The sequence below is a fragment of the Fictibacillus iocasae genome (assembly GCF_042665465.1).
In the GTDB taxonomy this organism is placed as follows: domain Bacteria; phylum Bacillota; class Bacilli; order Bacillales; family Fictibacillaceae; genus Fictibacillus; species Fictibacillus iocasae.
In genome coordinates, this window is the sequence record NZ_JBHTCP010000013.1 from 139,185 (window position 1) to 154,829 (window position 15,645).

Genomic DNA, 15,645 nt, shown 5'->3' on the forward strand with positions numbered 1-15,645 from the left:
TACGATTATTGTCCGCTTTCTTCCGTTGATTCATCAGAAGACGTTTCTTCTTCCTGCATGTCCTGATCTTGGCTTTCTTCTGTACCTGTTTCTTCCTCTTTTTTCTCCTCTGCGTTACCACATGCAGTGATCAAAAACATAGCCATTAGAGATGCACCAATTTTCATGATAAAGGATTTGCTCATTACGATTGCTCCCTCCGGATTTTGGAATTTAGGGTACTGCCAGGACTGCAGAAACGCCTTCCATGTCCTTACTATATCACGGTAAAACCCTGAAAAGACGGCATTTACCAACACCTAACAAACCCTTCACAAAAACCAGAATTCCCTTCATATTTCCTTAATAAATGGGACCTTTAACAAAAGACGGGGTACGGTACGCATTGAAGAAAAAGTTCGGTACGCCAAGCGTTTTGAGCTTGGCGTACCGGACCCCGAACTTAATAGACGGTCATCACACGTGCGGCGCTGATCATGGATTTTGCGTCTTTTGATGTTACGTAAATTTTCTTGCCTTTCGCTTGTTTCGGAATGCTGATCTTAAACGTGCCGTCAGATGCTGATTTTGCACTGTACACCTTTGTTCCGATCTTAGCATAGACCGTAATTCTCGGCTCGGTCTTCCCCGTTACGAGTGTGGATGTGTAGCGAACCGGGTTGACTGCTGGCATGTTTGGAGCCACTCGGTGTACCTTCACCGCTTTAGCGAGACTTACTTTTCCGTATTTGTCTGCAGCTGTAACAGAAACCGCTGCACCTGTGTTCTGTACGGGTATGACGACCTTGTACTTGCCGTCATAGCCGGCTTTTGCAGTGTAGAATTTGGATCCGATCTGCACCTTAACTGCCGCATAGCGCTCAGCTGTTCCCGTCACATAGGCTGCCTTGTTGCTGATGGAGTCAACGCTCGGTACGTTCGGGGCGACTCGTGTCGTTTTCACGGTAACTGCTGGGCTCGCGTTACCCGCCGAATCTATGGCCGTCACCCTTATGGACGCTCCTGCATTCTGAACCAAGATTGGCAGGCTATATTTGCCGTCTTTATCCGCTGCACCGCGGTATGTTTTCCCGCCCGCTATTACCGTTACATCTGCACCTGGCTCAGCTGCTCCGCTCACACTGACGCTTTTGTTGCTCACTGTGTTCACTTTTGGAGCTGCCGGAGCCGTCTTGTCTGCGACGGGAATGCTGTACGTTTTTGTGTTCTGTTTTGGTGTGGTGATTACGATTTCCAGCATCGAGCCGCCTGGCTGTTTCGGAAACGTTAGTTCAAATTTCCCAATATTATCTGATACTCCGCTTCCAACTAGGACTCCGTTGTTAAAAAGATTTACCGTTGAATGGTAGGTCGTTCGCCCGGATACGCTCTCCGACTGATCCGTTACCTCTGACACATCATACATCAGGGGCACGTATGGCTTTACTGTAACCACTGCCGGTTTGCTAACATAACCCGACACGGGCTTTACCGCCACCGCTTCGAGCTTGTCGCCTGCTGTAAGCTGTGTGTCCAGCTTTACACTATACATGCCGTCTGAATGAGGTTTCCCCGTTCCGATTAGCTCACCGTTTCTCCAAACCTGCACGATGGAATCAGCAGAGGTCATTCCATATAAAGAGCTGTCCTCGCTTGTTATGGATTGAACGGTTGGCGTCGCGAGATTACCCGCTGGCCAACCATTGGCAAACGGCGTTAATGCTGGATATTCCGCTGCCAGCCGGTTGCCGCTTATATTCGAATAGTCTCTGCCGTCCAAGATCAGCTGATGAATTTGATTCTCATTCTCGGTCCCCCAATAGTTGTGATCGCCCTTGAACGTTAGCCCTTCATTCCCGTTCACCTGTACCTTCATGTGACCGCTTCCGAGAAAATTGTTCTCTGTCATTACAAAGTTCGTGGGTGAACAGTCCAAACTGCTGCAGTGGACAGTAAGATCTGGCGTGTTTGTAGGATTGTCGCCATTGTCGAACGTGTTGCGCTTTATCGTCACAGGCGCGTGTCCGTTCATAACACACAGTGCTGACTTGTCTCTAAAAAGATTCGACTCGATCGCAATTGGATTTTCTCTATTACTAGAAAGAATCACATAACCGCCAGAGAACGAATTGTGCTTGAGCACGACTATAGGGTCATAGCTGTTCGTCTGCAGGATATACCCTTGTGTCCGCGAAACATCACTGTACGTCAGCTCAATCCTTCCGTTCGGATAAGAACCGCCAGAAAGAAACATATTTTCAAAGGTGATGCGTTCATTCTCTGTGCCGTTGGCGATCAGGCTTCCCTCTATGGATAAAGTGGAAAAGCTCGTCGACCTTCCAATGACCTTCACACCCGGTTCAATCGTTAAGGTCTTGTCGCGTGCAATTCTTAAGCCATCTGGCAATATGTAGGGTGATTTGTCTTTCGTCCAGATCGTATCTTCAAGAATACCTTCTGTTACAATCGTTCCACTTTCTTCTGCTACGGCAGCTTCCGGTGTGGCGGTAAACGCCGAAGACGCTCCCAACACAAGCACCACTGCCAGAAACGCAGCACTCCAATTTTTCCTCATCATGCACGCACCTTTTCGTTATCGTAAAATACCTTCCATCCTCATCATAAGTTAAAATCCATATTTTGAGAATGACTTTTTTAGGCTATTCTATTATGCAGCCATAAAACCACTGAAATCACCTGAAAACCTCTTGGGGTACGGTACTCGCCTTGTATAGGAAACTCAGCTGACGCCAAGTCTTTTCGTCAGCCCTAGTTGACCTTAGCCTATGTTCATTCACTTTTTGACTGCCTCGAATTCCTTTATTGTTAAAAATACTTTCCTAAAGACAAAAAAAAACAGTACGCCAAGCAATTTTATGCTTGGCGTACCGGACCCCTTACTTTAAGGCAAACGTAATTTCGCATTCACAGGCAAGCTCGCCGTCGACTGTGGCTACTGCTTTGCCTTTACCGATGGACCCGCGGACGCGCGTCATTTCCACTTCGAGGCGAAGCTGATCGCCAGGGATGACCTGTCGTTTGAAGCGGCAGTTGTCGATGCCAGCGAAAAAGGCTAAACGCCCTCGGTTTTCTTCTTTCTTCAGCATAGCAACTGCGCCGACCTGCGCGAGTGCCTCGACGATCAGCACGCCTGGCATGACCGGGTACTCTGGAAAGTGGCCGTTGAAAAATTCTTCGTTCGCCGAAACGTTTTTGATTCCTACAGCTCGCTTCGCCTCTTCCACCTCAAGAATGCGGTCGACTAGCAGAAACGGATAGCGGTGCGGAATAATTTCTTTAATCTGATCAATGGTTAACATGTGGCAGTCCCCTCTCATGATCGCTTTTTTCTATAGTTTTAACGCTACGTTTTATGACCTGGTACTAATTATACAATAAAAAGAAAACAAAGGCATGGTTAACCTTTGTTTTCATTGATTGCCGTGTTATTTTTCTTTTTTCACCAGGTCCACAATATGTGTCCAAGTTTCTTTCTTAAATACGTCATTCGCTTCTTTTCCGCCAAGAACGCCGTATCCAACCATCGTTCCTGCAGCAAATAGGATGACCATAAGCGAAAGGATGACAATAAGCCGAAGCCAGATCGGAAAAGCGCGGCGCTTATAGCCACCGGAGGATTTTTTCTTTTCGTCTCGCAACGATTTCTCCTTCGTTTTCTCTTTTTCCTTATAACGCTGCGTTTTAGCAGCCGGTTCGTGTTCTTGTGCCATCGTTTCGTTACCTGCCTTATTTTAGCGTATTCCGTTAATGAGACCCATCATCTGGTCTGCCATGGAAATGGTGCGCGCGTTAAATTGATAAGAGCGCTGCGCGTTCACAAGCTCAGACATTTCGGATGCGATGTCTACGTTGGAAGATTCCAGCGCACCTTGCTGGACGGACGCTTCCTGTCCTAGAGCATCGGTCATAACCTGTTCGGCACGGATTGTATCCGGAAGCCTTAAGTGATGGCCGACAGACAGCATCAGATCTGGCTTAGTGATTGTCGAGACAGCAAGCTGCCCAGCATTCACAGTTGTTCCATTAGTTAACGTTACCGAAATGCGGCCGTTTTGTCCAATGGTAATTTCCTTGTAATTGCCCGGTATCGTGATCGGACCGTTCGTACCCAGCACCTTATCACCATCTGATGTGACAAGGACGAGTGCAGCAGGATTGTTTGGTGACGGACTCAAGTAAAACGCCCCGTCTCTCGTGTATTCTGTAACGGATTGCCCGCCGGTGCCCGCCACTTGAATCTGAAAATAGGATTCCGGAGACAAAAGGGCAAAATCAAGAGAGCGCCCTGTTTGCTGAAGTGTGCCTGCAGCGGTGTTCGTCGCGGTTGAGCTGATTCTCGCCCCGCTTCCGAATCGCGTTCCGGCAGGCGTGATCCGGCTGTTTTCATTTTCTGCATACGGCAGGCCTTTGACTTGCTGAAACAGCAGATCAGAGAACTGCACTTGACGGCTCTTAAAGCCAGTCGTGTTGCTGTTCGCCATATTATTCGCAATCGTATCGAGATGGAGCTGAAGCTGCCCCATCGTTACGCTTGAGTTAATGATCATCTTGTTCATCTTCTAAGCCCCCTACCCGATCCGGCCGACTTCATTGACCATTTTTTCCATCGAACGATCATAGGACTGAAGAACGCGCTGGTTCGCTTCAAACGTGCGGTACGCGTTCATCATGTCAGCCATCGTCTGCTCCACATCTACCGTCGAGCGCTCAACAAAGCCCTGGCTGAGGCTGTATGAGATGTTCGCATTGCCTGCTGCAGTTACAACAGCGTCTTCAGAACGAAAAAGTCCGTTCCCTTCTTTCACAAGACGGTTCGGATTGTCCACGAATGCGATGTCAATCTGTCCGGCATCCCGCCCGTTCTCGAGGACTCGGCCTTCACGTGTGACGGTGAAATTTTGGCTCCTCACAGTAATCGGGCTGCCGGCTGTATTCAGGACCGTATGACCGTCAGCGGTCGTCAGCCGTCCATCTGCATCCACCGTAAAATGTCCGTTGCGTGTGAGGCGTTCTTCACCATTCACGTTGACCACAAAAAAGAGGGCACCAGGCTTGCCCGTTGCAGCGTCAACCGGAACATTTCCTTGAAGTAAAGCCAGATCGGTTTTCACTCCCGTTTCCTTTATGTCACCCTGTTTAAAATCGGGAATGGTTTCCTGCAAATAAACGCCAGTGCTGAGCATACCGACAGTCTGGCCTGCTCTGCTTGGTCCGAAGCCTGTTGAATTCATCTGCTGCAGCAGCATGTTCGGAAACGAACGCAGTGAGGCTGCATCTGCCTTAAAGCCTGGCGTGTTCGCATTCGCGATATTATTGGATAGCAATTCTTGCTTGCGCTGCTGTGCGATCATACCCGCAGCCGCATTATAAAAGCCCCTTATCATTTGAACGTTCCTCCCGGGGAGATTCCCTATGTTTATGATTTTATATCGGCAGAATTTTGCATCTCTTCATACTTTTTTGCTAAAATATTTCCTATTCCTTCTTTTTCTAAGAAATCATCCGAAAAATCGCCAAATCCGGGGTAACGCTTTAAACCGCTAAACCCTGTGCAAATGGGTAGGATTTCAACCAGTCTGGCAAACTATATTTTCTAAATGGGGTAAAAACCAGCTTAAGAAGGGCTTGAAGCGTTAGACACCTTTCGTATTTTTTATTACGCTCATAGTATCCTGATCCCATACCAGGATAGTGCGGGCTGTTCAAACCGTATGCAATGTGATTATGTCCTTTTGCATCCCCCAGGCCTGTCCCTTGCGCAGCCCGCATTTCAACGCAAAAAACAGACGACTGCAGCCCCTTTCCTTTACACGAGGAAGGGGCTTTTTATGCTTTAAAAAAGGATACCGTTTTATGTCTCATGATCATCGACGCAGGCACGAAGCACCGGCTTTTTCTTTACCGCATCATTAACAGAGTTCTGCTTGTTCATGTTATTTTGCTTACATTTAAAGGAAAATGATATTTTTTACAGAAGAAGGAAGGTAGAGAAAAAGGGGGACGAAACAATGAGAACAATGGTAACAAGGCAGGCTGTATCTTTTCTCCTGCCCGTTTTGGGTGTTTTTTTAATCGGTGCTATACCGTACTTGCTGTTCAGCAACGTACCGGGCATATCGGCGATTTCCATCCTGCTTCAGACAGGTAAGATCAAAAATGCACTTTTTCTAGACCAAGATATCGGGTTTCATTTTGGTCAGTATTTCGACAACATTCTTCGGCTATTCCAGACCTTGATTACGGGCGGAGAGCTGATGTATTACGAATACAGACAATTTAAACCGATGTTTCCTGCGATGTTTGAACCGTATTATTACTCCGCCAAGCTGCTAGCCGGAGCTCTTATATTTTCCATCACAGCTGCCCTGCTCTGTGCTGTCCTGATTAAACTTCTGCCTGCTTTTTTGCAAAAAACGATTCGGACTTTGTTAACCGTACTAGAATCTCTGCCTGATGTGTTCGTCATTGTTATCGTACAATTCGGAGTCATTCTTCTGTACCGTGAAACACAGTCACTGATTATTCAAATTTATTATAATCCTCATAGTCCGCCTTACGTGTTTCCGATCATTTGCTTGTCTATCCTGCCCATCCTGTTCTTAATAAAAACACTTCTTTTCCTGCTTGATGGTGAAGAAGAAACTCAGTATGTGGAATTTGCCCTAGGAAAAGGGTTAGGTAAATGGAGAATCATCAGCTCTCACATGCTGCGCAACTCGCTGATCAGTCTGTTCTTTCAGAGTAAAACCATCTTCTGGATTTTATTGTCCAACCTTTTTATTGTTGAATACATCTTGTACATGCCAGGCATCACTGCATTCATGCGCCAATACGGCCTTGCCTCACCCGATGTCGTGACCATCGGCCTGCTGATGCTGTTCATCCCATTTTATGTTATCTTCTCAGCCATATCCTTTGTTTTGTATGCAAAACTTGGCATTAAGGAGGCAGATGCGTGATGAACATTTTTAGAAAACCATTGTTCCTTGCTGGGCTGCTCACTCTTTCAGTGATGTTCCTCGGCAGCTTCGTATACAGCTGGATTGTTCCAGAAAGTGAAAAACCGATTGTGACGGCACTCTATGAAAAAGGCGTGATGATCAAATCAGCGCCGCTTCCGCCTCACGACAATGCCGTCTTTGGAACCGACCGCTTTGGCGTGACCATGTGGCACAAAACTGCGGATGGGGCGAAGTACACAATCGGCCTTGCGCTGTTTCTCGCAGGCGGACGCATGATCATTGGCATTGTAATCGGAATGGCGCTCAGCTTCTTGCCAGGAAAGATGCTGTTAATCATGAAAAAAGCCTTTGAAGCATTCTTTTATGCTCCATCCACCTTGATCGTTTACATGGTCGCCTATCCGGCTCTGATCGTTTTTACATGGGCGATCACGAAGAACGAGCAGTTATTTGCCGCGCTGGCTGTTATCATTCTTGTGGCGATTCCACCCGTTGCGATCAATACAGCTAATGAAATCAGCCATGCCCTTCGTTTTGAATTTATCACCTCAGTCAAAACGCTCGGCGGCAGCCGATTGTATATTTTACGCCGGCACATCCTCCCGTTTTTGTGGCCGAAGTTCGCGATCTTTTTCGGGCAGCAGACGGTTGCCGTGCTCCTCTTGCTCGCTCATCTTGGCGTGCTGAAAGTGTTTATCGGAGGCATCGACTACGTCACACTTGAACCGATGGACAACCAAGTTCTCCCGGTCGCCATGATGAACGAATGGGCGAGCATGATCGGATCCAGCTTTCAGAACTTCAGAACCTATCCGTGGCTCATCCTGACACCGCTTACCGGATTCGCTCTTGCCATTGTAGCCGTTAACCTGATGGTCGAGGCAGCCAAGGAACACTATCTTGATAAAGGAAGATCTTCCGGTACGAATAGGAGAAAAAAACAGAAAACGCTGAACGAAGATACGATTAGTCCAGACAGCGTTTCTCCTTTTCACAGGCTCAAAAAAACAGGGACGGAGTAAACAGGCGACCCTGCTGGTACTTGCCTGCACGTAGAGAACAGCGATATAAAACACGGCTGAACGGCCGTGTTTTTTTATGGAGATTTTCATGTTCTGCTGGATATTTCTATGAAAATCGTTCGGCCTTTATAAAAACACATCTTTTCATGGTTTGATTCCCTATCGTTGTAGGACCAAAAAAAGTTTGCAGACTTTTGAACATGCCTGCAAACTTTCTTGTAACGCCGCGGCTTCGCGGCTTTTATTTGTTATAATGCTTTTCTGCGTGCGATCTTATCTAAGTGCTCGAGCATCAGCCCAGTTCCGCGGGCAACGGCACCCATCGGCTCTTCTGCAATAAATACAGGCACTTTAAGCTCTTGAGCGAACAGCTGGTCGATGCCATGGAGCAGCGCACCTCCGCCTGTCAGCATGATTCCGCGGTCGATAATATCAGCCGACAGCTCTGGCGGTGTCTTTTCCAGCACGCTTTTGGCTGCATGAACAATGGTCATAACCGGCTCAATCAAGGCTTCCATGATTTCTTCAGATCTGACGGTCACCGTGCGCGGCAATCCGGAAACCATGTCGCGTCCACGAATTTCCAGCTCCTCGCTTCGGCTGCCCGGGAAGACAGTCGCTACTTGTTTTTTGATGTTTTCAGAGGTTCTCTCACCGATCAGAAGTTTGTATTCTTTCTTTATGTAGTTCAGGATTTCGGAATCGAACTTGTCTCCAGCCATTTTAATCGAAGCGGACGTCACAATATCCCCCATGCTGAGCACGGCTACGTCTGTTGTTCCGCCGCCGATGTCCACTACCATGTTGCCGCTAGGCTGGAATATGTCCATTCCCGCTCCGATCGCTGCCACTTTTGGTTCTTCTTCAAGGAAAATGTGCTTCGCTCCGCACTTTTGCGCTGCCTGGCGAATCGCTTTTTGCTCGACTGACGTAATATTCGTCGGTGTGCAGATCAAAATGCGCGGCTTAGCAAAAACGCCTTTCACTTGAATTTTGTCGATAAAGTGCTTGAGCATCTGCTCGGTCACTTCAAAGTCCGCGATCACACCGTCCTTCATCGGGCGGATGGCCACGATATTTCCAGGTGTTCTCCCGACCATTTGAAAGGCTTCTTCCCCTACTGCCAAAGCTTTCCCTGTATTCGTGTCAATGGCCACGACAGATGGTTCGTTTAAAACGATCCCCTTACCTTTGACATAAATCAGCACGTTAGCCGTGCCAAGATCGATGCCTACATCCCTTGAAAACATAATTACTGCTCCTCCCTGCTTACACCCATTCCAAAAATTTTTATGACATTTATAGTAAATTAACGAAGATGTATCCAATTTACCATTATATCATAAGGATGGCTTTGCAGGGAGAAGAAAATTCCATTAATTTCATTTATTGCACAACTTCTTCCGTCCCTTTTTTGTATTTAACTCTTGTCGCTTCACCGCCTCTTAAGTGCCTGATGGATTTATGATACTCGAGGATCTCTTTCACGTTGTTCGCCAGATCGGGATTGATTTCCGGCAGCCGCTCGGTAAGGTCTTTATGCACCGTGCTCTTGGATACACCAAACTCTTTAGCAATCATTCTTACGGTTTTTTTTGTCTCCACGATATAACGCCCTATCTTGATGGTTCGCTCTTTGATGTAATCGTGCACACCACTCGCCTCCCTGAATTGGATAGTGAGAGATGCGATTGAGACTTCTGAGATCAAGCTACGCGACAACAAGTCTGGTTATTATCCTGTGTGTTTGAAAAAACGTTACCCCATTCCCTTTTTCACCGCAGCCATAGTACGTCTTCTCACCGCTCACCCTCGATTAAAATAATTGTAGGTTTGTTTTCAGTTTATTAAGACATACCAAGTTATATGCCTAATGGGATTTAAGCTTCGCTTTTGATGAGTTTATTTGAATGATATAAAAGTAAGACTTATGTGGGCGTTGATTTCCGTTACAGGTGCACGCTTTCCGCAGGGTGAGCGGTGAGCCCTTCCGTCGCACGCGCCTTTGGAAGGTCTCACCTGTCTCACTCATCCTGCTGGAGTCGGCACCTTTCACTCCAATCAACCTAGCCAAAGATGCTTTCAAAGCCATTTCAAGCATTCACGATGTTGCCGTAAGTTTCTTTAGTCAAAATTTGGTATCCCCATACACTACTTAAAAACCGTTTTGAATTGATTTTTGAAAATTGTTTGTGAGGTTTTCTGACAGGAAGGAGGTGGGGGTTCTGGTGTTTGGGTAAAATGTGGATTATATAAAGGGGATTGGTTTAGAGAGGAGGGGTTTGATGTCTGTTCAGTTTCGGGCGGCTCTTGAGAAGACGAAGGCGTATTATATTGAGCATTTGTTGAAGGCGGGGGTTTTTAAGAAGGATGATCGGCAGCTTTATCATTTGACGGTAAGTGAGCTTAGTTTGCTGCTGCGCAACAGGAAGGGAATTGATCAAACGAGTTAAGCAGCGAATAGGGAGATGAAGCACGCTCATATGTTATAATTTCTCACATACACAAGTGCGTCCAGAGGCGGTGGGGAGAAAGTGGGGATTGAGGAGCCATATAAAGATAAAAAGGTGATAACGATCGGAGTGGTAAGGGAGCTGACTGGGCTCAGCGACCGGCAGATCCGTTATTATGAGGAACGCAAGCTCATTTTTCCTGTACGCTCTAAGGGCGGCAGCCGAAAATATTCCTTTTCAGACATTGAACAGCTGATGCTGATCGCTGACAAGATTGAGGACGGTGTGCAGACGCACGAGATCCGTCAAGAGTTGGCGCGAGAAATCAAGCACCATAAAGCGGATGTGCGCTCGATGATTCAAGGCCAGCTTAATGCTCAATTCGGGACTCGGCGTCCATAATGTGAAAAAAAAGGCTGAAGCGGAAATCGTATCCGCTTCAGCCTTTTCACCATTATTCTGTTTCAGACGTTTCTGTTGAAGATTCTTTTTCAGCGTTTGCGTCTTTATCTTTGCTGTCTTTCCCTTGATCCTTCGAGCCGTCTTCTTTCTTGTCGTCGGCTTTTTTGTCATCTGCTTTTTGGTCGTCAGCTTTCTTTTGCTCTTCAGCCGCTTTGTCTGCCGCCTTTTGCTCTTGTTCTACTTGCTTCTTCTGCTTTTCAACCGCTTGTTCATAAGATGCTGCCACTTCGTTCACGCTCTGCTTCCAAACCGAGATCGGATCAATCGGCTGACCATCTTTGCGGACTTCAAAGTGCGCATGAATTTTGGCATCCTTATCGTACACGTTTTGCCCGGCTTTACCTAGCACATCGCCCTGCTTAACCGCGTCGCCTTCTTTCACATCAATTGAAGCGAGTGATGAATAGTGTGTAATCACACCTTTTGCATGCTCGATCTCGACGATGAAGCCGAGCTCAGGATCTTTTCCAGCTTTCACGACATTTCCGCTAAGCGCGGCTGTAACATCAAACGCCTCGTTCTTTTCTGTCGCTAAATCGATTCCGCGGTTCATGTAGTAAATGTTGTTGTACACGACAAGTGCTGCTTCTTTTTCTGCTGCTGTCGCATCGTCATTGTAGAAATCCTTCACAACAGAAACATTTTCTGGGTCCGCCACTGGCATTTGGAACTGCTCTTTTGATAGAGAGACCGGTACGGCATTGTTGTCAGATTCAAAAGCACTCTCCGGCGTTTTCTCCTTCGTGTTCTTCGCATCGTTCTGATACCATAACACCGACGTTAAAATGACTGCTGCAAAACTAAGATATACTGCAGGATACACCCAGCGCTTTTTCGCCATTTGACTTCCCTTGCCTTTCATCGGTAGAGTTTTTTTGGATTGCTTTTCTTCTTCTTTCATTTTTTCATCACCTCAGCAACAAGTTTGAACAGAATTCTGAAAATATATACTTTGTGATAAAAAAAGTGAGAGATTAGTTTTCGACAAACGGTTTAACATCATCCATTGGTGAGGCTTAGCGATAGGCAGTGCTCCTTAAAACCCTCTTGCTTTTTTTGTTAGTCAATTCCGTTTAAGAGGTTAACGGAATTGCGCGCCGCTATTCATAGCTTGCACGCCAGTCCCCTGCCCCTGCTCATCCATAAACACAATAAAGAAAACTCTGCTGACGCCATGCCTTATAGTCATCCTTAGTTGCCCTTACACTATGTACCTTAACTTTTTTTGCCACGTCGAGTAATCATCTTGCAAAAAAGTTATACTTTCCTATCGTGCGAAAAAGGCATCCCATGGATCGGGATGCCTTCTGCACTCTATTTCGCTGCGGTTGTAGGGTTGTAGTCGGTTATGGCGATATTGCGGTAGTAGTGCTTGACGATTTCTTCGTATGTTTTCCCTTCTGCGGCCATTCCGTTTGCGCCGTATTGGCTCATCCCGACTCCGTGGCCGTAGCCTTTTGTGGCGATCAGGACGATTTTTCCTTTTTTCTTTAATGAGAAATCAGAGGAACGGAGCTTCAGCTTCTCTCGCATTTCTCTGCCAGTGAATGTTTTTTTTCCGATTTGGTAGATGGCGATTTTGTTGCCGGCCGTTCTTTTCTTTATCTTGCCGATCTCTCCGTCGCGCCCCAGTTTCACACCAAGCATGCGCTCGACTTCAAACACACTCAGCTTTGAGCTCTCTTTATATTTAGGAGATTCCTTATCCCATGGGCTTTTTACGCTTTTTAGATAAGGGTAGGCGTTATCCCAGTATTCTTCACTGTTCTCGGTGTAGCCGTTGCTTGTGGAGAAAAAACTGGCGTTGATCGGCTTGCCTTCATACGTCAATATCTTCCCGCTCGTCTCGTTCACCGCCTCAATTATTTTAGACATGTTCTTCTCGTAATCGCTGCCCCAGTGCTCCTTCAGCTCTTCCTCACTCTTAAACACTTGATGTTTGACCGTGTCGGTGACGATTGCGCCTGCGGGTACTGCACCATCACCGGTTCCCTTTTTACTCAGCCGGTTCACAATATACGTTCTAGCAGTGAGCGCTTGTGCTTTTAACGCCTCGAGTTCAAAGTTCACAGGCATTTCAGAAGCGACAACACCTGCCACATACTCCTCAAGCGGGATGCTGGTGATTTCTTCTTTATCTGTGCGGAAAACAGGAACAATAACGTCTGAGTGCTTCACTTGCGGCTTCTTCACCTCTTGAACAGGATGATCACTTTTTACAGAGTCTACCTCTACCAGCGGAGGACCTGATGAAAAGGGGAGCACGAACAACGCGGGGATAATCAGCACAACGCCAATGAAAACGGCAGCAATCCATAGAACAGGCTTCAATCGTGACTTCATGAACAACGTTCCTCCGGTGTGTGTAGTTGATAGTCTATTGTATACAGCAGGACAAATTAATAGAACCTGCCACACCACACAAAAAAAACCCTGCCCGTGCTAGAACGGACAGGGAGCTTCCTCCTATTAATTGACTCCTACAGCATCGTAGGATTTGTTCACCGCATTCACTTCCGCAGAGCCTGCACCGTACAAGTCGGCTGCTGATTGAACGAGAGCCGCTCTCGCCTGGCTGAAGGTGGAGGATGCTGTTAAATAGACTGTGTTCGCACGATAGTAGATGGCCCCTACTTTCGCGTTGCCGATAGCCGGTACCGTTACACCATAATGCGTGCCGCCGACAGCCAGCAAATAGGCTGCTTTGTTAATGATTCCGCTGTTAATGTGAACGCCGCCGTTATCGCCTGTGCCTGTGTAGCGGACCGAATAATGGTCAGGATCGCCGTATTTCGTAGGATCACTCATAGAACGAAGGGCATCGTTCGCTTTAGCTGGCGTATAGATGTCTTCCCCAATCTCGTAATCCGGCTTGTTGTTAAAATGGTATTCTACCAATGTCCCGAAAATATCAGACATTGCTTCATTCAGCGCGCCCGATTCGTTTTGATAGATGAGATCAGAAGAGAAGTCGGTCACGGCGTGTGTCAGTTCATGCGCGACAACGTCCAACGATCCTGATAACGGGATGAATGTTGTGCCGTCTCCATCGCCATACACCATTTGAGATCCGTTCCAGAACGCATTGTTATAGCTGCGGCCGTAATGAACCGTCGATTTTAGCGCCGCCCCTTTATTGTCATAGGAGTTGCGGTTGAATACTGACTTATAATAGTCATATGTCTGGCCCGCGTACACATGAGCGTCTACTGCCGCCCCGTCATATGCTGCGTTCAATACGTTATCCGCATCGACCCACAGAGTTCCCGGAAGCTGCTGGCGGTTTTTCCCGTCGTACGTGAACACGCCTCCGCCTCTCGTGTTATCCTGCAGGTAGTAGGAAGAGCCGGAAAGCGTCGTGTTCAGCGATTTTGCATCGCCAAGCACACCTTTTCCTGTTCCGACCGCATTCGATCCGACAACAGGCTGTCCGCCACCACCAGGTGCTGCTTTAGCCGTTGTGCCATGGGCTTCATCCAAGTCGTTGTATTTGTTGATGATGCTGCCTGTCGAGGCATCCACGAAATAGTTGTAGTTGCCCGGCTCAGGCGCGAGGAAGTTCAAGTTCACTTTATAGGCATACACACCCTTGTCCGCAAGAACAACGAGCTCAGAAGTTGGTGCCTGCTCATACTCCGGTGTATACCCGAGGTCTTTTTCAGCCGCTGCAATCGCTTTCGATCCTGAGATTTTCTTTGTGAAGCCGAGTCCTGCTTTTTTATCCAGGTCAGGTGCTGCGGTTCCGGATAGCACGAGCAGTTCTCCATTCTCGCTCACGTGCGCCACCTGCTGAGATCCCCAAACAGGCACCCCTTTATATAGCTGCTGAAGACGCAGTACACTGCGCCCAAGCTCATCTTTTTTCTCAGATACAACAGAGAATGATTCTGCAACAGACGCTTCCCCTAGCTTGTACGCCTGTTTGTTGGCGTTTAAATATCCTAACACAACGTCTTTCGCGGATTTCGAGCTCACTGCTGTCAGCTTCCCAGAAACAAAGGAAGGCGTGCTCGTCAGCTCGCTGAACTTTTTCGTAGAAAGTACGTTTTTTCCTTCTGCCGCGTAGCCTTGTCCTCCTAGTAAAGGTGTTGCCGCCAAACCGAATGATAACCCTAGTGCCAATACCTTTTTATTCACCTTTTCATCCCCTTAATCGTTGGTAAACTGCTTGTGTGAAAGTAATCATAGCATGCTCGCTTTTATTTTCAAACTATTTTAAAAATTTTGATTATAAGGGACTAAAGTTTTGTCATATTTCTAGTTAATGGGTATTTAGACCTCGTATGATGTTTGTATTTTTCTGAATCCAACCTCCTAGTTTTTATGAAATATTTGTATTTCTTTATCATGTCAGCCTCCTTATTGACATACCAAACGACCAGAATCATTTCTGGTCGTTTGGTTGTGCAGGTATAGGTTTGCTTCCTAAGAGAAAAACGCATGCTGTTCCTAAAGCCATAAACACGAGCGAACCAAGTAAAACTCGTCCTGGAGATATAGAACTTACAAATGTATCGTCACTCCATTGCTTTATGACCGTCCACCACTCACTTTCCGAGGAAAAATAAATCGCACAAAACAGCCACGTTAAAAAGGTCATCAGAAAAAATAATGAAATCAAGATAGATCGGTTCAACATCCTTCCCCCTTTGTCCGTTTTATTCCTTGTTATTTTTTTGTATTCCTTGCAGAGGTTCACTCCTCCTTTTTTAGGGGCAGAACACACAAAAAGACCGCAGTTGATCC

General features: G+C 46.9%; 15 protein-coding genes. 4 read left to right on the forward strand and 11 right to left on the reverse strand.

The genetic code is table 11. The annotated features are described in order from the left end of the window. Positions 1 to 5: 5 nt before the first annotated feature. From ACFQPF_RS07345 to ACFQPF_RS07370, 6 genes are all read right to left on the reverse strand, one after another. Positions 6 to 185, reverse strand: coding sequence for a hypothetical protein (locus ACFQPF_RS07345; RefSeq protein WP_379748098.1), 180 nt, complete (start codon positions 183 to 185; stop codon positions 6 to 8). 257 nt (positions 186 to 442) lie between these two features. Further along, positions 443 to 2,557: an Ig-like domain-containing protein gene (locus tag ACFQPF_RS07350; RefSeq protein ID WP_379748100.1), complete on the reverse strand. Its 2,115-nt coding sequence runs from the start codon at positions 2,555 to 2,557 to the stop codon at positions 443 to 445. A gap of 319 nt (positions 2,558 to 2,876) precedes the next feature. Beyond that, positions 2,877 to 3,299: a 3-hydroxyacyl-ACP dehydratase FabZ gene (gene fabZ, locus ACFQPF_RS07355; RefSeq protein WP_379748102.1), complete on the reverse strand. Its 423-nt coding sequence runs from the start codon at positions 3,297 to 3,299 to the stop codon at positions 2,877 to 2,879. A gap of 126 nt (positions 3,300 to 3,425) precedes the next feature. After that, on the reverse strand, positions 3,426 to 3,710 hold the full coding sequence (locus ACFQPF_RS07360) for a DNA-directed RNA polymerase subunit beta (protein WP_379748104.1): 285 nt from the start codon (positions 3,708 to 3,710) through the stop codon (positions 3,426 to 3,428). A 21-nt stretch (positions 3,711 to 3,731) separates the two neighbouring features. Further along, a complete protein-coding gene (locus ACFQPF_RS07365) occupies positions 3,732 to 4,556 on the reverse strand; it encodes a flagellar hook-basal body protein (RefSeq protein WP_379748106.1) in 825 nt (274 codons plus the stop codon). Positions 4,557 to 4,568: 12 nt separating this feature from the next. Further along, positions 4,569 to 5,384 (reverse strand): flagellar hook-basal body protein, encoded by an 816-nt coding sequence (locus tag ACFQPF_RS07370; protein ID WP_379748108.1) that lies wholly within the window; start codon positions 5,382 to 5,384, stop codon positions 4,569 to 4,571. Positions 5,385 to 6,008: 624 nt separating this feature from the next. On the opposite strand from ACFQPF_RS07370, the gene ACFQPF_RS07375 reads away from it, so the two are divergent. Further along, complete coding sequence (locus tag ACFQPF_RS07375; protein WP_379748110.1) at positions 6,009 to 6,959, forward strand: ABC transporter permease subunit; 951 nt, start codon at positions 6,009 to 6,011, stop codon at positions 6,957 to 6,959. Next, on the forward strand, positions 6,959 to 7,984 hold the full coding sequence (locus ACFQPF_RS07380; RefSeq protein ID WP_379748112.1) for a hypothetical protein: 1,026 nt from the start codon (positions 6,959 to 6,961) through the stop codon (positions 7,982 to 7,984). The genes ACFQPF_RS07375 and ACFQPF_RS07380 overlap by 1 nt, the downstream gene beginning before the upstream one ends. A gap of 248 nt (positions 7,985 to 8,232) precedes the next feature. On the opposite strand, the gene mreB is transcribed toward ACFQPF_RS07380, so the two are convergent. Together mreB and spoIIID are read right to left on the reverse strand one after the other, a co-directional pair. After that, positions 8,233 to 9,234 (reverse strand): rod shape-determining protein, encoded by a 1,002-nt coding sequence (mreB, locus tag ACFQPF_RS07385; RefSeq protein ID WP_379748114.1) that lies wholly within the window; start codon positions 9,232 to 9,234, stop codon positions 8,233 to 8,235. 136 nt (positions 9,235 to 9,370) lie between these two features. Further along, positions 9,371 to 9,637 carry a sporulation transcriptional regulator SpoIIID gene (gene spoIIID, locus ACFQPF_RS07390; RefSeq protein ID WP_133063583.1) on the reverse strand — a complete coding sequence of 89 codons (267 nt, stop codon included), beginning with the start codon at positions 9,635 to 9,637 and terminating at the stop codon, positions 9,371 to 9,373. Positions 9,638 to 10,269: 632 nt separating this feature from the next. On the opposite strand from spoIIID, the gene ACFQPF_RS07395 reads away from it, so the two are divergent. Both ACFQPF_RS07395 and ACFQPF_RS07400 read left to right on the forward strand, forming a co-directional pair. Next, positions 10,270 to 10,437 (forward strand): Fur-regulated basic protein FbpA, encoded by a 168-nt coding sequence (locus ACFQPF_RS07395; RefSeq protein ID WP_379748116.1) that lies wholly within the window; start codon positions 10,270 to 10,272, stop codon positions 10,435 to 10,437. Between the two features lie 81 nt (positions 10,438 to 10,518). Next, on the forward strand, positions 10,519 to 10,839 hold the full coding sequence (locus ACFQPF_RS07400; protein WP_379748118.1) for a MerR family transcriptional regulator: 321 nt from the start codon (positions 10,519 to 10,521) through the stop codon (positions 10,837 to 10,839). 52 nt (positions 10,840 to 10,891) lie between these two features. On the opposite strand, the gene spoIIQ is transcribed toward ACFQPF_RS07400, so the two are convergent. From spoIIQ to ACFQPF_RS07415, 3 genes are all read right to left on the reverse strand, one after another. Continuing rightward, positions 10,892 to 11,800: a stage II sporulation protein SpoIIQ gene (gene spoIIQ, locus ACFQPF_RS07405; protein WP_379748120.1), complete on the reverse strand. Its 909-nt coding sequence runs from the start codon at positions 11,798 to 11,800 to the stop codon at positions 10,892 to 10,894. A 413-nt stretch (positions 11,801 to 12,213) separates the two neighbouring features. Then, positions 12,214 to 13,242 carry a stage II sporulation protein D gene (spoIID, locus tag ACFQPF_RS07410; RefSeq protein ID WP_379748122.1) on the reverse strand — a complete coding sequence of 343 codons (1,029 nt, stop codon included), beginning with the start codon at positions 13,240 to 13,242 and terminating at the stop codon, positions 12,214 to 12,216. A gap of 126 nt (positions 13,243 to 13,368) precedes the next feature. Then, positions 13,369 to 15,036 carry a M4 family metallopeptidase gene (locus tag ACFQPF_RS07415; RefSeq protein ID WP_379748124.1) on the reverse strand — a complete coding sequence of 556 codons (1,668 nt, stop codon included), beginning with the start codon at positions 15,034 to 15,036 and terminating at the stop codon, positions 13,369 to 13,371. Positions 15,037 to 15,645 lie beyond the last annotated feature (609 nt).

What these genes read in the sequence shown, in the direction of transcription:
- ACFQPF_RS07345 (WP_379748098.1), bottom strand. Translation starts at nt 185, where the DNA reads ATGAGCAAATCCTTTATCATGAAAATTGGTGCATCTCTAATGGCTATG.
- ACFQPF_RS07350 (WP_379748100.1), bottom strand. Translation starts at nt 2,557, where the DNA reads ATGATGAGGAAAAATTGGAGTGCTGCGTTTCTGGCAGTGGTGCTTGTG.
- fabZ (WP_379748102.1), bottom strand. Translation starts at nt 3,299, where the DNA reads ATGTTAACCATTGATCAGATTAAAGAAATTATTCCGCACCGCTATCCG.
- ACFQPF_RS07360 (WP_379748104.1), bottom strand. Translation starts at nt 3,710, where the DNA reads ATGGCACAAGAACACGAACCGGCTGCTAAAACGCAGCGTTATAAGGAA.
- ACFQPF_RS07365 (WP_379748106.1), bottom strand. Translation starts at nt 4,556, where the DNA reads ATGAACAAGATGATCATTAACTCAAGCGTAACGATGGGGCAGCTTCAG.
- ACFQPF_RS07370 (WP_379748108.1), bottom strand. Translation starts at nt 5,384, where the DNA reads ATGATAAGGGGCTTTTATAATGCGGCTGCGGGTATGATCGCACAGCAG.
- ACFQPF_RS07375 (WP_379748110.1), top strand. Translation starts at nt 6,009, where the DNA reads ATGAGAACAATGGTAACAAGGCAGGCTGTATCTTTTCTCCTGCCCGTT.
- ACFQPF_RS07380 (WP_379748112.1), top strand. Translation starts at nt 6,959, where the DNA reads ATGAACATTTTTAGAAAACCATTGTTCCTTGCTGGGCTGCTCACTCTT.
- mreB (WP_379748114.1), bottom strand. Translation starts at nt 9,234, where the DNA reads ATGTTTTCAAGGGATGTAGGCATCGATCTTGGCACGGCTAACGTGCTG.
- ACFQPF_RS07395 (WP_379748116.1), top strand. Translation starts at nt 10,270, where the DNA reads ATGTCTGTTCAGTTTCGGGCGGCTCTTGAGAAGACGAAGGCGTATTAT.
- spoIIQ (WP_379748120.1), bottom strand. Translation starts at nt 11,800, where the DNA reads ATGAAAGAAGAAGAAAAGCAATCCAAAAAAACTCTACCGATGAAAGGC.
- spoIID (WP_379748122.1), bottom strand. Translation starts at nt 13,242, where the DNA reads ATGAAGTCACGATTGAAGCCTGTTCTATGGATTGCTGCCGTTTTCATT.